Source organism: Pedobacter borealis DSM 19626, assembly GCF_000708285.2.
GTDB lineage: Bacteria > Bacteroidota > Bacteroidia > Sphingobacteriales > Sphingobacteriaceae > Pedobacter > Pedobacter borealis.
The window spans coordinates 42,456-64,565 of the sequence record NZ_JAUG01000010.1 but is presented as its reverse complement, the minus strand read 5'-3'; the positions used below and the strand labels follow the sequence as shown (position 1 = coordinate 64,565).

General features: G+C 37.9%; 23 protein-coding genes, 1 tRNA gene and 1 pseudogene. 12 read left to right on the top strand and 13 right to left on the bottom strand.

All coding sequences use genetic code 11. The features are described from left to right. Positions 1-4: 4 nt before the first annotated feature. From AW17_RS04910 to AW17_RS04880, 7 genes are all read right to left on the bottom strand, one after another. Positions 5-1,705: a glycoside hydrolase family 3 protein gene (locus tag AW17_RS04910; protein ID WP_029275007.1), complete on the bottom strand. Its 1,701-nt coding sequence runs from the start codon at positions 1,703-1,705 to the stop codon at positions 5-7. A gap of 141 nt (positions 1,706-1,846) precedes the next feature. Next, positions 1,847-2,419 (bottom strand): nicotinate (nicotinamide) nucleotide adenylyltransferase, encoded by a 573-nt coding sequence (nadD, locus tag AW17_RS04905; RefSeq protein WP_029275006.1) that lies wholly within the window; start codon positions 2,417-2,419, stop codon positions 1,847-1,849. A gap of 9 nt (positions 2,420-2,428) precedes the next feature. Then, on the bottom strand, positions 2,429-2,812 hold the full coding sequence (locus AW17_RS04900) for a type II toxin-antitoxin system VapC family toxin (RefSeq protein ID WP_029275005.1): 384 nt from the start codon (positions 2,810-2,812) through the stop codon (positions 2,429-2,431). After that, positions 2,812-3,015, bottom strand: coding sequence for a type II toxin-antitoxin system VapB family antitoxin (vapB, locus tag AW17_RS04895; RefSeq protein WP_029275004.1), 204 nt, complete (start codon positions 3,013-3,015; stop codon positions 2,812-2,814). The genes AW17_RS04900 and vapB overlap by 1 nt, the downstream gene beginning before the upstream one ends. Positions 3,016-3,051: 36 nt before the next feature. After that, positions 3,052-3,618, bottom strand: coding sequence for a guanylate kinase (gene gmk, locus AW17_RS04890; RefSeq protein WP_029275003.1), 567 nt, complete (start codon positions 3,616-3,618; stop codon positions 3,052-3,054). Between the two features lie 58 nt (positions 3,619-3,676). Further along, a complete protein-coding gene (locus AW17_RS04885; protein WP_029275002.1) occupies positions 3,677-4,540 on the bottom strand; it encodes a YicC/YloC family endoribonuclease in 864 nt (287 codons plus the stop codon). Positions 4,541-4,929: 389 nt separating this feature from the next. Next, positions 4,930-5,658, bottom strand: coding sequence for a lysophospholipid acyltransferase family protein (locus AW17_RS04880; protein WP_029275001.1), 729 nt, complete (start codon positions 5,656-5,658; stop codon positions 4,930-4,932). A gap of 223 nt (positions 5,659-5,881) precedes the next feature. Between AW17_RS04880 and AW17_RS04875 the strand changes: the two genes are divergently transcribed. Further along, positions 5,882-6,598, top strand: coding sequence for a hypothetical protein (locus AW17_RS04875; protein WP_051691639.1), 717 nt, complete (start codon positions 5,882-5,884; stop codon positions 6,596-6,598). A gap of 6 nt (positions 6,599-6,604) precedes the next feature. Further along, a complete protein-coding gene (locus tag AW17_RS04870; RefSeq protein ID WP_029274999.1) occupies positions 6,605-7,315 on the top strand; it encodes a hypothetical protein in 711 nt (236 codons plus the stop codon). 174 nt (positions 7,316-7,489) lie between these two features. Here AW17_RS04870 and rnc read toward each other — a convergent pair whose 3' ends face one another. The 3 genes from rnc to AW17_RS04855 form a co-directional block, all read right to left on the bottom strand. Then, a complete protein-coding gene (rnc, locus tag AW17_RS04865; RefSeq protein ID WP_029274998.1) occupies positions 7,490-8,218 on the bottom strand; it encodes a ribonuclease III in 729 nt (242 codons plus the stop codon). Positions 8,219-8,313: 95 nt separating this feature from the next. Continuing rightward, positions 8,314-9,567: a beta-ketoacyl-ACP synthase II gene (gene fabF, locus AW17_RS04860; protein ID WP_029274997.1), complete on the bottom strand. Its 1,254-nt coding sequence runs from the start codon at positions 9,565-9,567 to the stop codon at positions 8,314-8,316. A 21-nt stretch (positions 9,568-9,588) separates the two neighbouring features. Then, positions 9,589-9,825 (bottom strand): acyl carrier protein, encoded by a 237-nt coding sequence (locus tag AW17_RS04855; RefSeq protein ID WP_008508386.1) that lies wholly within the window; start codon positions 9,823-9,825, stop codon positions 9,589-9,591. A gap of 158 nt (positions 9,826-9,983) precedes the next feature. Here AW17_RS04855 and AW17_RS04850 point away from each other — a divergent pair, with 158 nt between their 5' ends. The 5 genes from AW17_RS04850 (at position 9,984) to AW17_RS04830 (ending at position 13,095) form a co-directional block, all read left to right on the top strand. Beyond that, positions 9,984-10,403 carry an IPExxxVDY family protein gene (locus AW17_RS04850; RefSeq protein ID WP_029274996.1) on the top strand — a complete coding sequence of 140 codons (420 nt, stop codon included), beginning with the start codon at positions 9,984-9,986 and terminating at the stop codon, positions 10,401-10,403. Between the two features lie 147 nt (positions 10,404-10,550). Further along, complete coding sequence (gene pyk, locus AW17_RS04845) at positions 10,551-11,981, top strand: pyruvate kinase (protein ID WP_029274995.1); 1,431 nt, start codon at positions 10,551-10,553, stop codon at positions 11,979-11,981. A 222-nt stretch (positions 11,982-12,203) separates the two neighbouring features. Next, positions 12,204-12,545 carry a hypothetical protein gene (locus AW17_RS04840; RefSeq protein WP_029274994.1) on the top strand — a complete coding sequence of 114 codons (342 nt, stop codon included), beginning with the start codon at positions 12,204-12,206 and terminating at the stop codon, positions 12,543-12,545. 220 nt (positions 12,546-12,765) lie between these two features. After that, positions 12,766-13,008, top strand: coding sequence for a GIY-YIG nuclease family protein (locus AW17_RS04835; protein WP_029274993.1), 243 nt, complete (start codon positions 12,766-12,768; stop codon positions 13,006-13,008). A 2-nt stretch (positions 13,009-13,010) separates the two neighbouring features. Beyond that, positions 13,011-13,095, top strand: a tRNA-Ser gene (locus AW17_RS04830). A gap of 19 nt (positions 13,096-13,114) precedes the next feature. Here AW17_RS04830 and AW17_RS04825 read toward each other — a convergent pair. After that, a pseudogene (locus tag AW17_RS04825) lies at positions 13,115-13,348 on the bottom strand (helix-turn-helix domain-containing protein); the annotation flags it as partial. Positions 13,349-13,658: 310 nt separating this feature from the next. On the opposite strand from AW17_RS04825, the gene ppsA reads away from it, so the two are divergent. The 3 genes from ppsA (at position 13,659) to AW17_RS04810 (ending at position 19,524) form a co-directional block, all read left to right on the top strand. Further along, positions 13,659-16,274, top strand: a complete 2,616-nt coding sequence (ppsA, locus tag AW17_RS04820; protein ID WP_029274991.1) for a phosphoenolpyruvate synthase — start codon at positions 13,659-13,661, stop codon at positions 16,272-16,274. Positions 16,275-16,621: 347 nt separating this feature from the next. Then, positions 16,622-18,751: a S9 family peptidase gene (locus AW17_RS04815; protein WP_029274990.1), complete on the top strand. Its 2,130-nt coding sequence runs from the start codon at positions 16,622-16,624 to the stop codon at positions 18,749-18,751. Positions 18,752-18,852: 101 nt separating this feature from the next. Continuing rightward, the gene (locus AW17_RS04810; protein WP_029274989.1) at positions 18,853-19,524 is read left to right on the top strand and encodes an NAD-dependent epimerase/dehydratase family protein; all 672 of its coding nucleotides are present in this window, start codon (positions 18,853-18,855) and stop codon (positions 19,522-19,524) included. Between the two features lie 87 nt (positions 19,525-19,611). Here AW17_RS04810 and AW17_RS04805 read toward each other — a convergent pair whose 3' ends face one another. Continuing rightward, entirely contained in the window at positions 19,612-20,382 is a 771-nt protein-coding gene (locus AW17_RS04805) for a M57 family metalloprotease (protein WP_029274988.1), read from the bottom strand. A 309-nt stretch (positions 20,383-20,691) separates the two neighbouring features. Between AW17_RS04805 and AW17_RS04800 the strand changes: the two genes are divergently transcribed. Together AW17_RS04800 and AW17_RS04795 are read left to right on the top strand one after the other, a co-directional pair. Beyond that, positions 20,692-21,009, top strand: coding sequence for a hypothetical protein (locus AW17_RS04800; RefSeq protein WP_029274987.1), 318 nt, complete (start codon positions 20,692-20,694; stop codon positions 21,007-21,009). Positions 21,010-21,147: 138 nt separating this feature from the next. Then, complete coding sequence (locus tag AW17_RS04795) at positions 21,148-21,672, top strand: DinB family protein (protein ID WP_051691638.1); 525 nt, start codon at positions 21,148-21,150, stop codon at positions 21,670-21,672. Positions 21,673-21,761: 89 nt separating this feature from the next. Here the strand turns inward: AW17_RS04795 and AW17_RS04790 are convergent, their stop codons facing one another. Next, a complete protein-coding gene (locus AW17_RS04790; RefSeq protein WP_029274985.1) occupies positions 21,762-21,941 on the bottom strand; it encodes a hypothetical protein in 180 nt (59 codons plus the stop codon). Positions 21,942-22,110: the final 169 nt, after the last annotated feature.

The following is a 22,110-nucleotide window of genomic DNA, read 5'->3' as shown; positions in this document are numbered from 1 at the left end:
TAATCTACATACCGTCGCCGAATTTATAAAACGGAGCTATACTTACTGGTAATTTACCTGTTGGTAACAATCTGTTATTAATTACAGCAGCAGCTGAAATTTGCATATAATCTTCTTTTTGATAGGCAACAACCAAACCTTTACTGTTTTCTAAACCCGATAAACCAGCCAGATTATATGGATTTGCAAAGAGCGCAAAAACAGCATCCTTTGCCGATAATTCTTTAATAAAATTCTTTACACCTGCATTTAGCGGGATATTATTGGCTGGTCTTGCACGACTATCGTGAATACCTACAATCACCTGGTCGAATGCGCCGATTTCGCGGGCGATGTTGGAAATCTGAGTAGCACTGGCATCTTTATCCAGTACATAATAAACAGAGTTATAATAACCCTTCGAAACCTCTTTTTGGAAAGTGGTAACCGAAGGTACACCAATACTGATAATGGCCGTTCTTCTGATCGGGATGAGGCGTTTGATATAATCTTTACCTTTTAACAGCGTTACCGATGCATTTGCCAGCTCTTGCACCAAAGCATTGCTCGAACTGCGGTTTACACCTGTAATAACACCTTGGGTTACAATCGTATCGCGTTTGGCCAGGCCTGCCCAGTATTTTGCAGTCAATATTTTACGCACACTCTGGTCTATTTCGGCCATACTTACACGATCCTGCCTTACGGCTTTACGTACCAATTTAATGGCCCTGTCGCTGTTTTCAGATAGCTCAATAATATCATTTCCGGCAATGATACCCATTAAATCAGCTTCACCATCTTTAAAATATTTTACCACGCCTTTCATATCCATCGCGTCAGAGATAATCAAACCTTTAAAACCTAATTTCTGTTTCAAAATGCCCGTAACAATCGGTTTAGATAAGGTAGAAGGTAGGTTTGGTGTAGCATCTAACGATGGGATGTTCATGTGGGCAATCATCACCCCCGATGCGCCTTGTTTAATCAGCTCTTTAAACGGATACATCTCCAACGTATCTAAACGTGTAGCAGAGAAAGTAAGCTGTGGTAAATCGTAGTGCGAATCTACATCGGTATCGCCATGACCAGGGAAATGTTTCAACGTAGTTAATAAACCACCATCCTGCATACCTTTCATATAAGCGGCAACCTTAGTGGCTACGTTATATTTATTTTCGCCGAAAGAACGGTAATTGATTACTGGGTTTTTGGGGTTGTTATTGATATCGGCGTCAGGAGCTAAATTCATCTGCATCCCCATGCGCTTGTAATCTTTAGCCACTTCAAGGCCCATTTTATACAATAATTCTTTGTTTTGGATGGCACCCAAAGTCATTTGATAAGGATAAGAAATGGTACTATCCAAACGCATGCCCAGGCCCCATTCACCATCATTTGCCACTATTAATGGCACCCGACTCAGTTTTTGATAAGCGTTTGTGGCTAAAACCTGCCGACCAGGGCCTCCCTGAAAAAAGATAACCCCACCCAATTGTTCTTTTTTAATTACCTGACCAACCGAATCAGTATATTTTTTACCCAGATTGGTACGTGCTCTAACAAAGAACATCTGTGCAATACGCGCTCTGCGGTTAAGTTTGTTAAAAACCGAATCGACCCATTTAGGTTGATTGGCCAATAATTCTAAGTAGGTTTTCTGTTGTGCGCTTGCCGAAAATGCTGCGCCACAAAGGGCAATGAGTATAAATAAGTTTTTTTTCACGTGTTTTGTTGTATCTGCTGCCGCTAAATTAGTAATCAAAAGGCGAATTAAACAAAAACCAATCCATTAATCGATTTAATACAATATGTTGTAAGCCCGTTGTTTTCTAGGTGCTGTATAGGTTACAAATATTGATCTCTCCTATTTATACATTCCCTTGCCTTCAATGAAATCGATCACTTTATCGGGCAGGAAAAACTGAACATTCTTTTTCTCTTTAATGGCTTTGCGGATAAAAGTTGACGAAATTTCCATTAAAGGGGTTTTGGTAAAAGTGATGGAAGGATGATTTCGCCATTCACTTACATTCGCCTCTGGGCGTGGGTAAACATAAATCTGATAGTTTTTTAAAAGTACCTCGTAGTTTTTCCATTTTTTGAATGATACCAGATTATCGGCGCCCATAATCAACACAAATTCCTTTTCAGGGTATTTTTCGTGTAAGTAAGTGAGCGTATCGATAGTGTATGATGGTTGAGGTAGCGAAAATTCAATATCGCTCACACGGATATGCTCTGCATTTTCTGTCGCCAGTTTGGCCATTTCCAAACGGTCGTACATATTGGTTAAGCCACTCTTATCTTTTAGCGGATTATGTGGCGAAACTACCAACCATACTTCATCAAGCTCGGTATGGTTAGCCATGTAATTGGCAATAATTAAATGCCCGGTATGGATGGGGTTGTATGAACCAAAGAAAAGACCAGTTTTCATGTTTATGATTTACCAAAGCGCTTTAACCTTATAAAAGCTAAAATTTTGGTCTTTTGTTAAAATCGTTAAGTTTTCAGAGATGCCCTGAGCAATTAAAATCCGATCAAATGGATCGCGATGATAAAAATCTAATTCATTCAGCTTAATAATATGATCGAATGAAATTGGCAATATTTCTATTTGATTTTGATCCAGAAAATCTAAAATTTTATCGAAATCTGAACTTAAAGAAAGTTTGTTTAATTTAGATTTAATTGCAATTTCCCAAATACTGGCAATGCTAATCAAACATTGATTATTTAGGTTTTTAATTTCATTAACTATCTTCTTTGGCAAGGATGAATCTCCATTTATAAACCAGATAAATGTATGCGTATCTAACAGAAGCTGCATTACATATAATCTTTAAAGTCTTCTAATGGTTCATCAAAATCAGCAGCCATTTTAAAGAAATCTTTGGCATAGCCAAATTGTCTTTCTTTCAATTTTTTACTTTCTTTCGATTTTTTCTTGAGGGATGTGACAAAATCAGACACTTGCTTCTTCAGGTCTGAAGGCAATGAAGATATTTGGCTATATAATTGAATATCAGTCATCACTCAAATATAAAGATTTCTACTTTCTTTAGAAAACTATTTCTTCAAAAAATCTCCTACCAACTGCTCTGCTTCTGCACAAGCTGTAGCCAGATCGTAATTTTTTAAAATCACATCAAACTTATCTGCATAAAGCAGTTCTTTTTCAGCTTTGATAAAACGTTCCTGTAATTTCTCCGGACTATCTGTTCCGCGGCCACTTAAACGTTCTTTTAAAACATCTAATGATGGTGGCTGAACAAAAATGGCCAAAGCATCTTCTTCATATTTTCTTTTCAAACGGATACCGCCTTCTACATCAATATCGAAAATAACATGTTTGCCATCGTTCCAGATGCGTTCGATCTCTGAGCGTAAGGTGCCATAAAAAGTTCCGTTATAAACCTCTTCAAATTCCACAAATTCCTGGCGGGCTACTTTGTGCAAAAACTCTTCTTTACTAATAAAATAGTAATCGTTTTCATGTGTTTCAGCGCCTCTTAATTCGCGGGTGGTTGCAGAAATAGAAAAGCTCAGTTCAGGGAATTTTGTTAATAAATGGTGTACTATAGTGGTTTTACCTGCTCCTGATGGTGCCGAAAATATGATTAATTTGCCTTGCATTTTTAAAAATTTTGCGATTGGCGTCTGGCGTTAAGCGCTTATGGCTTTCCGCCTAACGCTACAACACATTCAGTAATTGTTCTTTTATCTTTTCTAACTCTTCTTTCATACCTACAACAAATTGTTGCATCTGGGCATCATTTGCTTTAGCGCCCATGGTATTAATTTCTCTTCCAATTTCCTGAGAAATGAAACCCATTTTTTTGCCGTTTGCTTCTTTGCTTGCTAAAGTTTGTAAGAAATAATCGCAATGGCTTTTTAAACGTGTTTTTTCTTCGGTAATGTCTATTTTATCAATGTAATAGATCAATTCCTGCTCGAAACGGTTCTGATCGATATTTACTTTGCCTACAGCATCGTCTAAAAACTGGGTAAATTTATCGCGGATTGCGGTGATTCTTTTAGGCTCTAATTCTTCAACAGATTTGAAATAAGAAAGGATATTTTTAATTCTCAGTTCTAAATCGGCCTTTAAAACCGAGCCTTCATCTTCTCTGAATTTATTGAAATTGGCCAAAGCCGATGTGAAAATCTGAAACAAATGGTTCCACTCATCCTCACTTACACTTTCTTCCTTGTAACTGATTACATCAGGAAAAGTTAATGCTGTTTGCAATAAGTTACTGCTATCGGCACCCAATTCGTTGTTAACGGCAATAAGCTGTTTGTAGTAGTGGCTTAATAAGACCGTATTAATGGTAGCGCCCGTAACTTCACCGTTGGTGCGTTCTACATTGATGCTTAAACTTACTTTTCCTCTTTCGATGTCTTTACTGCAAATGTTGCGCAAGATCAGCTCTTTATCAGAAAAAGCTTTAGGATATTTTAAATTCAGCTCCAGGAATTTACTGTTGAGCGATTTGATTTCGACACTATACTTCGCATTTGCATAATCGGCTGTTGCTAAGCCGTATCCTGTCATGGATTTTATCATGCGCAAAGATAGGGTTTTAAGCCGAAAGGAGAAATAATAATGGGCTGGGCGTTAGAATTGCAGCGCATGACAGTTTTAAGGAATATTTGTTAATATTTAGAAAACCAGCGTTCAGTGTTTCTTCGGGAATTGCAGCCCTGCTTTTCATTACAAGTCCTCACTGCGCTGTGGGCTTTTCATTTCAATCAGGGTTTAATGCAGAAAGCACGGTAGTTTTTGGCTAGGCTTGTTGCCTGCATGGTGCAAATGAAAGATAAATTACTGTTAATTAGGGTAATCGTTAAATCAATGAAATAACTAAACCTGGGAATTGGCACGACGAAAACTTAATGCTCTTAACTTCTTAATGATAATAATGATGAAAATCGCTTTGCATATTACATTTCCAACATGCTCAGAATAGCACTAAAAGTTTTTTCCTTCAATTCTTCCAGGTTTTCGGCAACCAATCCCTTCGCCTCAATGGCTTCTCCAAATACTGTTCTAATCATCCCGGGGTTGAGTAAAAGTGGGTTTGTTCGGGGGAAATGTTCCTTACTGTTCAATATCGCAAAAGGTAAAATCGGTGTTTGGGTTTCTATCGCCAGGCGAAACGCGCCATCATAAAATGGATTTAAAGGTTTGTCTGATTTATTCATTGTCCCTTCGGGGAAAATCAGGATCGATTGTCCATCGGCCAGGTCTTTTCTCAGTTCGGCTACAGAATGGTCTCGGCTTTCTCTGCTACTTCGATCAATCATCACCACCAAACGTTTGTAAATCCATCCAAATACCGGGATTTTAAGCATTTCGATCTTTCCCAGTGGACTGAAGGCCTGTGGAATGCAGGTTACAATGGCAACAGCATCTAAAAATGAACTGTGATTGCCTACGTAGATATAAGCCCGCGAAGTGTCAATTTTTTCTCCACCGGAGGTAAACCATAAAAAAGTAAAAACGCTAAAGCTCCATGCCCAGAATTTTAAAAAATAGAATGAAATTTTTCTTCCTGTTTTCTCCTTAAAAATACCTGTGCTAATTAGAATAAATGGGCAAACGACAAGCATAAGCAAGAAAAATATAATTGCCGAATAGAGTAAATAAAATCCACCAATTAGTTTTCTCATGTTTATTAACGTTTATTTAACAGTTTTCAAGTTTAACAAATGTTAATTTTACAAAAAATATTGGTAGATAAGAAAGTATTTTTTACTCCTTTCGTAAGGAAGATAATGGAGTTTTCTGGTTAGGATGTAACAATTAGGGCAGAAACAAACAACAAAACCGATATGCTGTTAAAATAGAAAACCAATTTGCGCTACCAGATAATTTAACTTGCCATTTGATGCGATGAAGCATTTAAAAATTATTCTTCTATTGACTATCTTAACACAGGGCTTAAAAACAAAGGCTCAGGATTTTGTGCTGAAAGGTGTAGTAATTGAAAAAGGCTCAAATGTGCGGATTGCTTTGGCTGGGATTACCAATATGCGCAGTAAAATGGGCGCCACAAGTAACGATATTGGTATGTTTCAGTTAAGTGCCCGTACTGGCGATACATTGTTGATTCAAAAAAGAAACTTGAATGAGCAAAAAGTAGTCGTTAAAACAGATGATGACCTGGTTGTTTATCTGATCAGAGGAAGTACTATGCTAGAGGAGGTTACGGTTAAAGGGCAGACCAAGAAGCAGGAAATGGAAAGCATAAAAAGCGACCTGAAACGAAATGGTTCATTTTATGCAGGTAAACCTCCATTAATTTTGTTAAACCCATTTGGTGGAAGCCCGATAACATTTTTTTATGAGCTTTTTGGCAAAACGCCTGCAAGAGCGCGTAATTTTAACCGTTATTATAAAAAGGAGCTAAGTTTGATTGAGGTAGACAAGTTTTTTAATAAAAATTTAGTTTCAAATAATACTACCTTAACTGGAAAAGATCTGGACAAATTTTTGCTGGATTATTACCCAGCACGCAGCATGACCATTAATTGGAGCAATTACGATGCTGTTAAATACATCAAAGAATCGGCTAAGAAATATACCGATACTTTGAAACATACAAATTAACACACCATGAAAAACTTTAAATTTGCCGTTATACTATTTGTTTTTACCTCAATCAGCTTCATCGCAAAGGCACAGGATTTTATTGTAAAAGGTGTGTTGATCGAAAAAGGTTCGAATATCAGAATTGCATTATCCGAAATCACCAACCTGCGTACGGGAATTGGCGTGGGCAGTAATGATATCGGTATGTTTCAGTTAAAAGCCAGAATTGGCGATACATTGTTGGTAATTAAACGTGACCTGATCGATCAGCGTGTGGTGGTAAACAGCGAAAAAGATCTGGTCATTTACCTGGTTAGAGGAAGTACCACGCTAGCCGATGTTACCATTAGGGGGAATACCAAAAAAGAGGATCTGAACGAAATTAAACGCGAATTTAAGAATAAGGGTGTATATAATGGGGGTAAAACAACCGTTTTGTCTGCTATATTCAGTCCGTTAAATGCACTATATAACTTATTTGGCACTGATCCTAAAAATGCACGAAGATTTGGCAGGTATGCCGACAATGAAATTAAACAATCGCAAATTGATGTATACTTCAATCAGAGTATCATTAAAAACAATACCGAACTAAGAGGTGATACTTTAGAGAAATACATGTTAAACTGTCGTCCGGAATTTGATAAGGCAGAACATTGGAACAGCTACGATTACATTAAATACATTAAAGAATCTTCGAAGAAATTTACCGATACGTTAGGGAAAGGGAAATAGTTTTAGTCCTCAGTCGAGAGTTCTTAGTCCGAAGTCTTTAGTCAGTTTAGCGCTCGGGTTGAGCGTGTCATTAGCAAAAATCGAAAGTTTTAAGGCTTTGCCATTACAGTTAACCGACTAACCAGTTTATACAATTAACCAAATAAACCAATGACAACTACCGAATCAACGAACTTATATACTCAACGCTTCGCAAGCTTTCTCTGCGGCTAATTTTTCAGCATTTTTCTTGTTATAATCCCGTCCGGTACCTACTTTTTCGCCCTTTACTACAGCACTAATGGTAAATAATTTAGCGCTTTCGCCTTCGCCATTCTCTGCCAGTTCGAACATTACATCCTTACCATGGCGTTGGCACCATTCGATCAATTTACTTTTGAAATTGGTTTCTGTAAGTTCTAAAGTGTGGATGTCGATGTGTGGTTTTACGATCCTGCGCAATAAAAATTCTTTGGTAAAGTTATAGCCCTTATCCATGTAGATGGCGCCCACTATGGCTTCAAAAGCATCGCCCAGCATCGAATTGTGCTTGGTTTGTACGCTCACTGAACGCTGATCGAACTGAATAAGCTTATCAAAACCAATTTTCTTCGCCAGCTGATTTAAATTGGCCCGGTTTACAATCTTCGAACGCATTTCGGTTAAAAAACCTTCTTCTTTGTAGGGGTAATGCTTAAAAAGCAGCTCTGCTATCACCGAACCTAAAACAGCGTCGCCTAAAAATTCTAAGCGTTCGTTGCTGCTCCTGCTTCCATTTTTTAAAACTTTTGCTACAGAACGATGCCTGAACGCCATTTTATAGAGCGTAACATTGCCTGGAACAAAGCCTAAAATGTTTTTCAGCTTTTTAACAAACTCCTTTTCGGGAGAGAGGTAAAGTTTATATAATTTTAATATCGGCATTAAATAAATAACACAATTAACGGCTAATTAGCATATTTAACTAAGTTATCTATTTTTAATTAGCATACAAAATTATATAGCAGGGCTGTTTTAAATTAATCTTCGTATTTCTTAAAAATAACAGAAGCGTTATGGCCGCCAAAACCGAATGTATTACTTAAAGCAGCTCTAACGGTACGTTTTTGCGCTTTGTTAAAAGTAAAATTCAATTTAGGGTCAAATGCAGGATCATCTGTAAAGTGATTGATTGTTGGAGGAACAATATCATTTTTAACAGAAAGAATTGCTGCAATAGCCTCAATAGCTCCAGCTGCACCCAAAAGGTGGCCAGTCATCGATTTGGTTGAGCTGATGTTTAAACGATAAGCATCCTCACCAAATAATGTACCAATGGCTTTGGTTTCACTAATATCACCCAGAGGTGTAGAAGTACCGTGTACATTGATATAATCTATATCCGCAGTTGTTAAACCAGCATCTTTTAGTGCATTGGTCATTACCATTCTAGCGCCTAAACCTTCAGGATGTGGTGCAGTGATGTGATTAGCATCGGCACTCATTCCACCGCCAACAAGCTCTGCATAAATTTTTGCACCTCTTGCTTTTGCATGTTCAAGTTCTTCTAAAATAATCGTTCCGGCACCCTCACCGGCTACGAAACCATCACGGTCTTTATCAAAAGGGCGTGATGCCGTTGCCGGATCTTCGTTCCGTGTTGATAATGCATGCATGGCATTAAAACCACCCATACCCGCTTCGTTAATGATGGCTTCAGAACCGCCACTGATAATTACATCAGCCATACCCAAGCGGATATAGTTAAATGCATCAATCATTGCGTTTGTTGAAGAAGCACATGCCGAAACGGTTGCAAAATTTGGCCCACGTAAGCCGTATTTGATCGAGATATGCCCTGGAGCAATATCAATAATCATTTTAGGGATAAAAAATGGATTGTATCTTGGCGTACCATCTCCCTTGGCGAAATTCGAAATTTCATCCAGGAAAGTTTTCAATCCACCTATGCCCGCGCCCCAGATTACACCGATCCGGTTGGTATCTAATTTTTCAAAATCAAAACCACCATCCTTCACAGCCTCATCTGTTGCTACAAGAGCATATTGTACAAACGGATCTAGCTTGCGGGCTTCTTTTTTCTCCAAAAAATCTTCCGGATTAAAATTTTTAACCTCGCATGCGAATTTGGTTTTGAACTTTTCAGTGTCAAAACCTTTAATAGGAGCAGCGCCACTCACCCCGTTAGTCAATCCTTCCCAAAAATCAGGAACATTATTGCCTATAGGAGTGAGCGCACCCAACCCTGTTACTACTACTCTTTTTAATTCCATTTATACTGAAAAAGCGTAATTCTATTTAACGTTTTTTTCCAAATAAGCAATCGCTTGACCAACTGTACCGATGGTTTCAGCCTGATCATCAGGAATAGCTACATTGAATTCTTTTTCAAATTCCATAATCAACTCTACGGTATCTAAAGAATCTGCACCTAAATCGTTGGTGAATGAAGCCTCTGGCGTAACTTCGCTTTCGTCAACACCTAGTTTTTCTACGATAATAGCCTTAACTCTTGAAGCAATATCAGACATAATTTTATAATTTAATGGTTAAATAATTCTGTGCAAAGAAAAATAAATTCTTACAATTTTCAAATGTTTTTATTTCGATACGTAATTTTGGTATCTCAATAACACAGCGAATATAGAATTAGTTTTTTAATTTCGTTCTGTAAATAATTTATTTCGCTTTGAATAAGACTTACCTAAAACTTACCTTAGACCTTGATTTTATACTAATTGCGATCACAGCACCCTTAAAAGACTATGTGCTTTGCCACAAAATTAATACCCGGTTAAATACTCAATTTGAAAAAATAGAAGACCATGAAATATTTTTTAATATCGACGAACCAGCCTGGTCTTTCTCGAAATATTACTTTTTTGTAGAGCAAGGTGAGGTAGAATACTACTTAATTTGCAATAAAAGCAGCGATGGGTTTCTAATTCCGGAGATGAACAAGGTAGATTTTTTTATTATTATTAAAGAATTTATTGATAAGGAAGATTTGGATTATTTAATTAACGGTTTAAATAAACTGCCTGATATACAGGTGGCTGCAAAGATAGATCCGGCCAAGTTAAAGAGCCGTGAGAATTTGGTAATATAAAAATTATATACTTGGTGTATTAAATACACTATATTTGACGGTTACAAACAAAGAACAAAAGAACAAAATATATAAAATTTGATGCAGTTTGATTATTTTAGATAATAATTAATGCTTTAAACTGCATTGCTAAAATCAATTAATTAAATGAAACCTTTTCATTCGAGAACTAAAATTGTTGCCACGCTTGGGCCTGCATCAGCAAAACCAGATGTATTATATAGTATGTTTAACGCTGGTTTAGATGTTTGCCGCTTAAACTTTTCGCACGGATCACAAGCAGATCACCAAGCGGTTTTGGATACCATCCGCGATTTAAACAAAAAATACGATTATAATGTAGGTATCCTTGCCGATTTACAAGGTCCTAAAATCCGCATCGGTTTAGTAAAAGAAGGTGGTATTAACCTGATCAATGGTAAAACTACCGTAATTACAACTACCGAATGTGTAGGTAACGAAGAGCGGATTTACATCACTTACCAAAGCTTCCCTCAGGATGTTCAGGCGGGCGAAATTATCCTTTTGGATGATGGAAAGCTTCAAATGAAAGTGATTTCTACCAACTTAAAGGATGAAGTAGTTTGCGAGATTGTTCATGGTGGTATTTTAACTTCAAGAAAAGGTGTAAACCTGCCAAATACTAAAGTTTCTATCCCTTCATTAACACCAGAAGACCGTGAAAATTTAGAATTTGTACTGGAAAACGATGTAGAATGGATCGGTTTATCTTTCGTGCGCAAGGCTGATGATATTATCGAACTTAAAAAGATTATTGCAGAGCGTGGCAAAACTGCCCGTGTAATTGCTAAAATAGAAAAACCGGAAGCTATCGCTAACATCGATGAAATTATCGCTGTTTCAGATGGAATTATGGTTGCCCGTGGCGATTTAGGTGTTGAATGTCCGATGGAAGAAGTTCCATTATTACAAAAAATGATCGTTGCTAAATGTAGAGCAGCTTCTAAACCTGTAATTGTGGCTACACAAATGTTAGAGAGTATGATCACTACACCTCGCCCAACACGTGCAGAGGTGAATGATGTGGCGAATTCTGTTTTGGATGGTGCTGATGCAGTGATGTTAAGCGGCGAAACTTCAGTTGGAGAATTTCCACTGATCGTAATCGAAACCATGCAGAAAATTATCCAGAACATTGAACAGAACAACTATCCTTTCAATCCTGATAAGTTTTTAAAACCAAAATCGCCTTCTTTCTTAAGCGATGCCATTTGCGATTCAGCTTGTTTCTTAGCGAAACAAACTAACGCGGTAGGTATTGTATCGATGACTTTAAGCGGTTACACTGCTTTCGAAATCTCAAGCCACCGTCCGGAGGCTTTAACCTTTATTTTTACCAGTAACAGGGCTTTATTAAACGCAGTAAGTTTACTTTGGGGTGTAAGAGGCTTCTACTATGATAAGTGGGAAAGTACCGATAACACCATCATCGAGGTTAACGAATTTTTGAAAAGCAAGAAATTGGTTAAACAAGGTGATATCATCATCAATACTGCTGCTATCCCAATGGAAGCAAAAGGTAAAACCAACATGTTAAAAATTACGGTTATAGATTAAGTTCTAACGTTCAATAATTAAAGAGGTTGCATCAGATTAAATTGGCGCAACCTCTTCTTTTATGCAATAAGTTATGACTCCTATTTTATTTGGCTTAACAAATGTCTGAATTAGTTTTGCGGATCGCATTTGTAAATTTTACTTACTTTATGTTCTAATTTGTTGTTAAGGTATTTAAATGTTAAATTAGATTAGTTATTCTAATTTTAAAAAAATGATCCTATGAAAAAATTATTTTTAATTGCCTGCTTGTGTTCAACTAGCTTAATTAATGTCAGTACAAGTTTTGCTAATACAGTTTATACTGTACAAAAAAGAAGTCCATTATCATTTGTTTATGGAGATGGAACGTACACTTATAATATATTTTTCGATTCTAATAGCACCTCGTTAGACAACGTAACTATGGAAGGTGGCTTTACTGTTCTTGCTTTTTTAAATACAGATATTACTTATGATTCATCAACGGGTAGATATACCGTTAAAGGGTTTAAGGTGAGATTTACAGATGGATCAACTACCTCTGAAGTCCGGATTGCAAATATGGAATTACAAGATCTATAATTGAGATCATACACTAATAAAAGTAGTTGGTCTATCTCAACTACTTTTATTACAGACTAAAAAATATATACCGGACCACTCTACGCTTTTTAATTAATTATTTATATTCACAATCCAAACAGGAGAGGTGTCAGTCCAAAGGACCCCTATGGGGAGTGTTGATCGAGCACGCTTGGAAAGTAGGGACTAATAAATTAATCTTTGTGCAATAAAGATAATTATGTTTTATAGTTATATTTTGAAAAGCGAGAAAGATGGGAAGTACTATTATGGGAGTACTGAAAACCTGGAAATAAGATTAATCAAACATAATAGGGGAGATGTAAAATCAACGAAAGCTAGGCGCCCTTTCATCATTCACTTTTTTGAAGAATTTAATTCAAGAAGTGAAGCTTTTAGAAGAGAACAATATTATAAGTCTGTAAATGGCTACATTTATTTGAAACAAAATAAAATCATATAACCGGAGAGGTGTCAGAGTGGTCGATCGAGCACGCTTGGAAAGCGTGTGTACTGCAAGGTACCGCGGGTTCGAATCCCGCCCTCTCCGCTTTAGATCTATCCCAGTTCTAATTAAAAGAATGCCTAAACTCCAAAGGCGATAAATGCGTTTTTGTTTTAAAGAGCTTACCAAATGATTGTGGATGCTCAAACCCCAGCTGGTAGGCAATTTCACTCACCGACAATTCAGGCGTCGAAAGTTTTTCTTTTGCTTTTTTAACTAACTTTTCGTGAATAAGTTGCTGGGTATTTTGTCCAGTCAAAGCCCTGAGCATATCGCTTAAATAACGTGGCGAAACTTTGGCCTCTGCTGCAGGGGTAATGCAGCTAATTTTGTGTCCTTTTCTGTATTTCGCATAGTTGCAATAACATTCTAGCTTCTTCAATATTTAAGACTGAGAAAAATTATTTGGAGGAAATAAGTGGATAGTATAGCATTAATTATTATCGCTTTGTTGTAAGGATAACGCCAATACTTCTACCATTATTGCACTTGAAAAAATATAGTTAAAAAACGTTGTTTTCATGTATTATAGCCTATATTTTTGGATTTGTTCCTTAAAAATGTGATTAATAAAGAATGAATTTCTACCAGATTAAAACAGGGAAAATATGGGTAAATATGTAATTGGTTTTCAGGAAATCGACAGGTCTGATGTTTTAGAAGTTGGGGGCAAGGGCGCCAATCTTGGTGAGCTATCCAAAATTGATGGGATACAAGTACCCCAAGGCTTTTGTATAAGCACTGAAGCCTATAAAAAAATAACGGCAAACAATAGTGGACTTAATGGTTTATTGGATGAATTGAGCCAGCTTAAAACAGGAGATCTGCAAGCGGTTAGTAAAACGAGTGCAAAAATCAGGACACTTATTGAAAACATATCCATTCCGGATGATATTGTCCAAGAGATCGGAAGGTATCTTGCCAGTTTTGACAAATATGAAGCCTTTGCTATCCGATCTAGTGCTACCGCCGAAGACCTTCCATCAGCATCTTTTGCGGGTCAGCAGGATACCTACCTGAACATTATCGGAAAAACAGCCATCTTAAAACATATCAGCAAGTGCTGGGCATCATTATTTACCGATAGGGCGATAATTTACCGCATTCAAAACGGTTTCGATCACCGTAAAGTGCAGCTGTGCGTTGTTGTTCAGCAAATGGCCTTTCCGCAAGCGGCAGGAATTTTGTTTACTGCCGACCCAGTTTCAGGAAATCGGAAAATGTTATCTATTGATGCCAGTTTTGGATTAGGAGAGGCCATGGTTTCGGGCCTGGTAAATGCCGATAATTATCAGGTGTGCAGTGGCAGAATTATCAATAAAAAAATATCAACTAAGAAACTGGCTATTTATGCCTTAAAAGACGGTGGTACAAAATCTCAAGGGCTTTCAGCTGGGGAGCAAAATAGTCAAGTGCTTACATATGAACAGATTTTACAGCTTGAGCAACTGGGTAGAAAGATTGAGGAGCACTTCGGCCATCCCCAAGACATCGAATGGTGTTTGGTTGATGGTAGGTTTTATGTTGTTCAAAGTAGGCCAATCACTACATTATACCCAATCCCCGAAGGGAACGATCAGGGAAACCACGTTTACATATCTGTCGGACATCAGCAAATGATGACTGATGCCATGAAGCCATTAGGGCTATCGTTATGGCAGTTAAGGGCAGCCAGGCCAATGTTTAAAGCCGGAGAAAGGTTGTTTGTTGATGTAACAGATAGTTTGGCCACTGCAGCTGGGAGGACGAATTTATTAGATGCGATGGGGCAACATGATCCGCTCATAAAAGATGCATTGATCACCATCACAGAAAGAGGCGACTTTATAAAACAACTACCAGATGATGGAAAAGGACCAGTGCTGGTCAAGAGTACTAAGGGCTTGTCGGCTGCCGATATTTTAGCGCAGATAGGAAACGACCCTGCTATCGTTGCTGGTCTGATCAAAACTAATGAGGCATCAGTAGAAACACTAAAACAAAATATCCAAACGAAATCAGGACCAGATCTTTTTGATTTTATCCTGGAAGACATCGAGCAATCAAAGAAGATGATATTTGATTCGCAACATATGGGGGTGATCATAGCCGCGATGAATGCTTCATCCTGGCTCAATGAAAAGATGGAAGAATGGTTAGGTGAAAAAAATCCGGCAGATGCACTGTCTCAGTCGGCACCCAACAATATTACTTCAGAAATGGGCCTGGCATTATTGGATGTTGCAGATGTAATCCGTCCTTATCCAGCGCTAATTAATTATTTACAAGAGACAAAGAAGGGTAATTTTTTAGATGATCTGATTCAATTTGATGGTGGAAAGGAAACGCGGAATGCAATCTATGCATATCTCGAAAAATACGGAATGCGATGTGCGGGAGAAATTGATATTACGAACACACGCTGGAGCGAAAAACCATCGATATTAATTCCCTTAATCCTTAGCAATATCAAAAACTTTGAGCCCAATGCTGGTAAGCGAAAATTTGAGCAAGGGAAACAGGAGGCTTTAAAAAAGGAAAATGAATTACTGGAGCGATTGACGCTATTACCAGATGGTGAACAAAAAGCCCTGGAAACAAAGCAAATGATCAGTCTGCTCAGAAATTTTGCGGGTTATCGTGAATATCCAAAATATGGCATAGTTAACCGCTTTTTTATTTATAAGGAGGCTTTACTAAAAGAAGTCGAAAAACTCGTAGATGCTCATGTTTTTCATGAAAAAGAAGATAGCTATTACCTCACTTTTGAAGAACTTCTTGAAGTGGTGCGTGCACATAAAGTTGATTACCAGCTTATTGCTGAACGAAAAGAAGAGTGCAGCAAATATGAAAAACTTACGCCGCCACGGGTAATTACCTCTGATGGCGAAGTTATTACGGGTAAATACAATCGCGAGCACCTTCCGGCAGAGGCCATTGTAGGTTTAGCGGTTTCTTCAGGATTGATTGAAGGACGGGCACGCGTAATCCTAAACATGGAAGATGCTGATCTGGAAGATGGAGATATACTGGTTACCCCATTTACAGATCCCAGCTGGACGCCGTTGTTCGTCTCAATAAAAGGCCTGGTTACCGAAGTTGGTGGATTAATGACGCATGGTGCTGTAATTGCAAGAGAATATGGCCTGCCGGCGGTGGTTGGTATAGAGAATGCCACCAAACTGATCAAAAACGGGCAGCGAATCAGGTTGAACGGAACGGATGGATACGTAGAGATTTTATAATTAAGTCCGGAGTCTTTAGTTCGGAGTCATGAGTCGATTTATCTTGAGTCGGGCGTTTGGAGTTGAGGGTTTGGAGTGGATTAACTGGTCAATTATTCCGGAGCCTAGAGTTCGTAGCTGACTTGTGATTTGTCATCCTGAACGCAGTGAAGGATCTTTAAAAAGATGGATGTTGATGTTAGTACGTGGTGTGGAGTGGATTATGCAAAAAAGAAAAATTTAACTTTGTGGCATTTGCTTTTTCTCTTTGCGGTTAAACAGATCATTCACCCGAAAAATTTGTATCACGATTAATACCAATCATTTCCTAAAACAGTCTTATTTTTAGCGCAAGATTAACTAACATGATGAATAAATATTGGCTTACCGTAACGGCTTGTACTTTGGTCATTACCGCAAATGCTCAGCAGAAGGCCCTAACCGTTAAAGATTACGAAAGGGCGGAAAGTTTTATGGGTTATAATACCGCAAAGTATATCGACCATGCCAGCGTGCAACCTAACTGGCTCGAGGGCGATAAATTCTGGTATACTACTAAAACCAATGGCACTGAACAGACTTTTTTGGTAGATCCGGTAAAGAAAACAAAAACTTTAACTACCGATTATAAAGGCAGTGCAACACCATCTCGACGTGGGGCCAGCCGGAATGAAGTTCTATCTCCCGATGGGAAAAAAGCCATTTTAATTAAAGATTATAACCTCTTTGTTAAAGATGTAGCTACTGGAAAATTAACGCAATTGACCACTGACGGCATTAAAGATTATGGTTATGCTACCGATAATGCGGGATGGAAGCATAGCGATGCACCAATTTTGCGCTGGTCGCCTGATTCGAAAAAGATAGCCACTTTTCAACAAGACCAAAGAAACTCAAAAGACATGTACCTGGTAACCACAAATGTGGGTGCGCCAGTATTAAAAGCCTGGAAATATCCTTTACCTGGCGATAAACAGATTGCAACCATTAGAAGAGTAGTAATTGACGTAGAAAACGCGAAGATGGTTTCGCTAAACATCCCTGCAGATCAACACCGTGCAACCTTAAGCGATGATATTTCGAGCAGTGGTACTTTTGATGATATCGATTGGAAAGCCGATGGCACTGAAGTGGCATTTTTGTCTACCTCCCGCGATCATAAAAATGAAAAATTCCGTATTGCCAATACCACAACTGGTGCCGTTCGCGAAGTTTTCGAAGAAACGGTAAAAACACAGTACGAATCTGGTCAGGGAGCCATCAACTGGCGTTACCTTCCTGCGTCTAAAGAGATTATCTGGTATTCGGAAAGAGATAACTGGGGCCATTTATACTTATATGATGCTACCAATGGAAAATTGAAGAACCAGATTACGAAAGGCGATTTCGTAGTAACCCGTTTAGTTAAAGTAGACGAAAAAACACGCACGCTTTACTTCATGGCTAATGGCCGGGAAAAAGGAAATCCTTATTTTAGCCATTTGTACAAGATCGGTTTCGACGGAAAAAATCTAGCATTGTTAACCCCCGAAGAAGGTAATCATCAGGTGGTATTTTCTCCATCGTTCGAATATTTTGTAGATACTTATTCACAACCAGATGTACCAGCCGTTACGGTTTTAAGAAGTATAAATGGTAAACTGATCAACACCTTAGAGAAAACAGATGTATCCAGGTTAACTGCTACAGGCTGGAAAGCACCTATCCCGGTTTCTGTTAAAGCCAAAGATGGTAAAACCGATATCTACGGATTGGTTTTCACACCGACAAAAATGGATGCAGGGCAGAAATATCCGGTTATCGATTATATTTATCCAGGTCCTCAGGGTGGTAGCGTTGGCAGTTGGTCCTTTGCTGCTTCACGAGGCGATAATCAGGCTTTGGCCGAACTGGGCTTTATTGTAGTGGTAATAGAGGGGACCAGTAACCCAGACCGCTCTAAAAGTTTTCATGATATGAGCTATGGCAATATGGCTGAGAATACTTTGCCTGACCAGATTGCGGCTATCAGGCAGCTCTCTGCTAAATACCCTATTGATACGAATAAGGTAGGTATCTGGGGACACTCTGGTGGAGGTTTTGCTACTGCTGCAGCCATGTTCCGTTATCCGGATTTCTTTAAAGTAGGAATTTCCGAATCAGGTAACCACGACAACAGGAACTACGAGGATGATTGGGGCGAACGTTACAATGGTTTAGTAGAAAACGCCGATTACGAAGCACAGGCCAACCAGAACTATGCTAAAAACCTAAAAGGAAAACTGATGTTGGTACATGGTATGATGGATGATAATGTGCCACCTTACAACACATTATTAGTTGTGGAGGCATTAGAAAAAGCAAATAAATCTTTCGATCTGGTTATTTTTCCAAATAGTGCACATGGTTATGGTGAATACTCACCTTATATGACACGTCGCCGTTGGGATTATTTTGTACAACATCTTTTAGGAACAGAACCACCTAAAGATTATCAAATGAAAGCCAGTATAAAATAACTTTAAGAGCAACCTAATCAGTTGCTCTTTTTATTTATATTACCTTTAGCAATGAACAAAGAACCTCTTTTTTAGCTTTTGTTTATTAAGCAAATCATATTATGGGAAAAACCAGAGATCAGAATAATGTAATCATAACGGGTGCTACTGGGATGGTTGGCGAAGGGGTATTAATGCAGTGCCTAAACAGCCCTGAAATTGATACTGTTTTAGTGATTAACCGCAAGCCATGTGGTTATAACCATCCAAAGCTTAAGGAGATCATCCATCCCGATTTTTTTGATTTTTCGCAGATTGAAAATCAGCTTTTGGGTTACAATGCATGTTTTTTTTGTTTAGGGATTACTTCGGTAGGTGTTAATAACGATATCTATTACAAAATGACTTATACGCTAACCATGCATGTTGCAGAAACGTTAAGTAAGCTAAATGAGGGGATGACTTTTTGTTATGTTTCCGGAGGGGGAACCAATGAAAATGGACGGTTGAAATGGGCGCAGGTAAAGGGTAAAACAGAGCATGATTTAATGAGATTGCCTTTTGCACAGGTGTTTAATTTTCGCCCGGGTTTTATTAAACCACTGCCAGGACAAAAATATGCACATAAATTTTATACTTATATTAATTGGTTATTTCCTATTGGAAGAGCTATTTATCCGAGTGGATTCTGCACCATGGCCGAACTGGCCAATGCCATGATTAATACTTTAAGCCACAATGGCGAGCGGCGCATTTTAGAAGGAAAAGACATTATTGCCTTATCAAAAGAATAAGCCCGGGTGCTACAATGAACTCCCGGGCTTATTAATTATCAGCTCCTTATAGACCAGTTTAGGTTTGTTTTTTGTTTTTAGCAAATTTTAATATAATACAGCAGTAGCATCTTTATCTTTTTGCGATAATACTGTTGCACCTGATCCGCATTGGCCACCATTCATTAATGATAAAGCATCTGTTCCTGTAACACCAGGAACATTTGTAGCAGTAGATTCGCCCTGAGCAGACCAGTTAGTGTGCCTGAAAGAAATACAGTGTCCAAATTCATGGCAAATCGTTCTGGCACGTTGTGCAAATGAATTACCTGCTATGCCTGCTTTGTTAATTCTTACCAGGGCACCAGCACTTCCGCCCGAAGGGAATTGTGCCATTCCGCAGGTAACATATCCCGGAGGCGCTGTTAAGGCTTCATCCTTTATTAAGATGTCGTAAGGAGCTGTAGTTACAATACTAAACCTTAGCGTAGAGCCGGTTACACCATTCCATTGCGCAATTGCACTATTGATCTCGCTGCTCATCGAAGTCATAGACGGATCTACAAAAATTCTAATGTTTAGCTTTTTAGTACTGTTTACAATGCTTCCGGTATAATACTGCTCTGTTTTCGCTCCAGCGCCATTAGTGGGGATTTCCATGTTTTTGGGAAATGTAATATCTTCTTCTACGATAAATTCATTTCCATTATCAACAATACTTGTTGCAGGAAAACCAAGGTCTTTAATGTACTGCAAAACTTTGTCCGAATTTTTTACCGTTTCTTGTGGCTCAGTGGTCGATTCCTGATTTTTTTTACAGGCCGCAATTACCAATGCTACCATGGCAACGACGGCAATCTTTTTTAGATTATTTTTCATGAAGTTTAAGTTAGTTAAGTCCTTTCGGAGCTGATAAACAAATGTAACAGAACTTGTTACATTAATTTTTGGCTGTAGGATAATTTTACACGAAAACTTAATCGATATGCTTTGTAATGTTTTAAAGTTATGTTTGTATTTAAAAATTTATATCAACAATCTGTTTTATCGATAATATTTTAGTTAAATAAGAGTTGTCAAAGAAAAACGAGATTAATTCCATATCGCTTACCAACCAAAAAAAGGGTACTACCGATTAATTCTTCTTACCTTGCCAAATTATGGCCAAAAAAGCCCAAATTTTATAATATGCAAAATGAGAGTATAGCCTTACAGGCGAAAGTGTTTTTATATCATTTAAACAATGCCAACAACGAAAATGGTTTTCGGACCAAAGAATCGTGGAAGTTCAGCCAGGTAAGTGAGCAGGGAAAGGCAGAAATAGAACACGATTTCTTCCCTACGGTTTCTGTTCAGGTAGACCCAAAAAAGATACATGATTTTGCAGCAAGCGTATTATCGCAGCTTAAAGAACAACCTAAAATTAATGTGCCAGATCTTAATGTTAGTATCCAAACCGGATCAGAATATTTTATTGCTTTTTCTCCTGACAGGATGATCAGGTAAGAGGGAAAATGCATGATGGAAATGTAAACTGAAATGAAGAAAACACTTTATTTTAAAAATATTTTTATGTTGATTTTTAGACTGCCATAGGGTTGTCAGTCGCCCGTGTTTTCTTTGTGTAACTAAAACAAAAAAGACATGGTACAGGAACAATTATTCGCAGAAACAATGGAAGAAACTTCCCTTGTGTATTTAATGAAAAATTATGCAAACTATAATTTCTGGGCAAATTTAACCTTGGTAAATTGGTTAAAAAATCATCCTGAAGAATTATTGGAACAGGAAGTATTATCGAGTTTTAAAAGTGTAAAGTTAACGCTCGCCCATATTTTACAGGCACAGGAGTATTGGTATTCAATTCTTACTAAAACCGAATTCGAATTTCGCGAATATGGAAGTTTGAATGATATTTTTAATGCGCTGTTGAAGCAGTCAGAAAATTTAGCCGTTTATATTACTGCAATCAGTGAAGATAGATTTAATGAGAAAACAGAAATTCAAAGTCCTTGGTTTACTTCCGACTTTCAGAATTTTGAATATGTTTTACATGTGTTCAACCACAGTACCTACCATCGTGGCCAGATCATTACCATTTGCCATAATTTGGGAATAACGGGTGCCCCTATGACGGATTATAATTTCTATAATGTAATGGCGAAATAAAATGCCATTCGTTAAATAATGACTTGTCGGAAAATCTCATTCAATATGGATCTTCCGACAAGCCTTTTTGGTATATTAGCTACCTACTATTATTTTTTATTGTCGTATTTTCTTTGATTGTCCTTGTTGGAAGTTTGATCTGACCGTTGGCCACCTCCATTGGTTATTCCCTGTATTTTTTTATCTGTTTTAACATCGTGGTTAGCCCGGTCAGCTATTGAACTGCCTTGAACCGTTGGATTGTTTTTTGGTATGCTCGTATTTTTCATCGCTATAAAGTTTTTGAATAAGTTATAGAGCGCTGTTATTACAACCAATGTGGGATTGGATATGTTTTGATTTTTTGAAATTCTAATATTTCTCATGGCGTAGTCCGTCATTCCCAACTTGATTGGGAATCGTAATGCAATAAGCTTTAAGATTCCCTCCTTCGAGGGA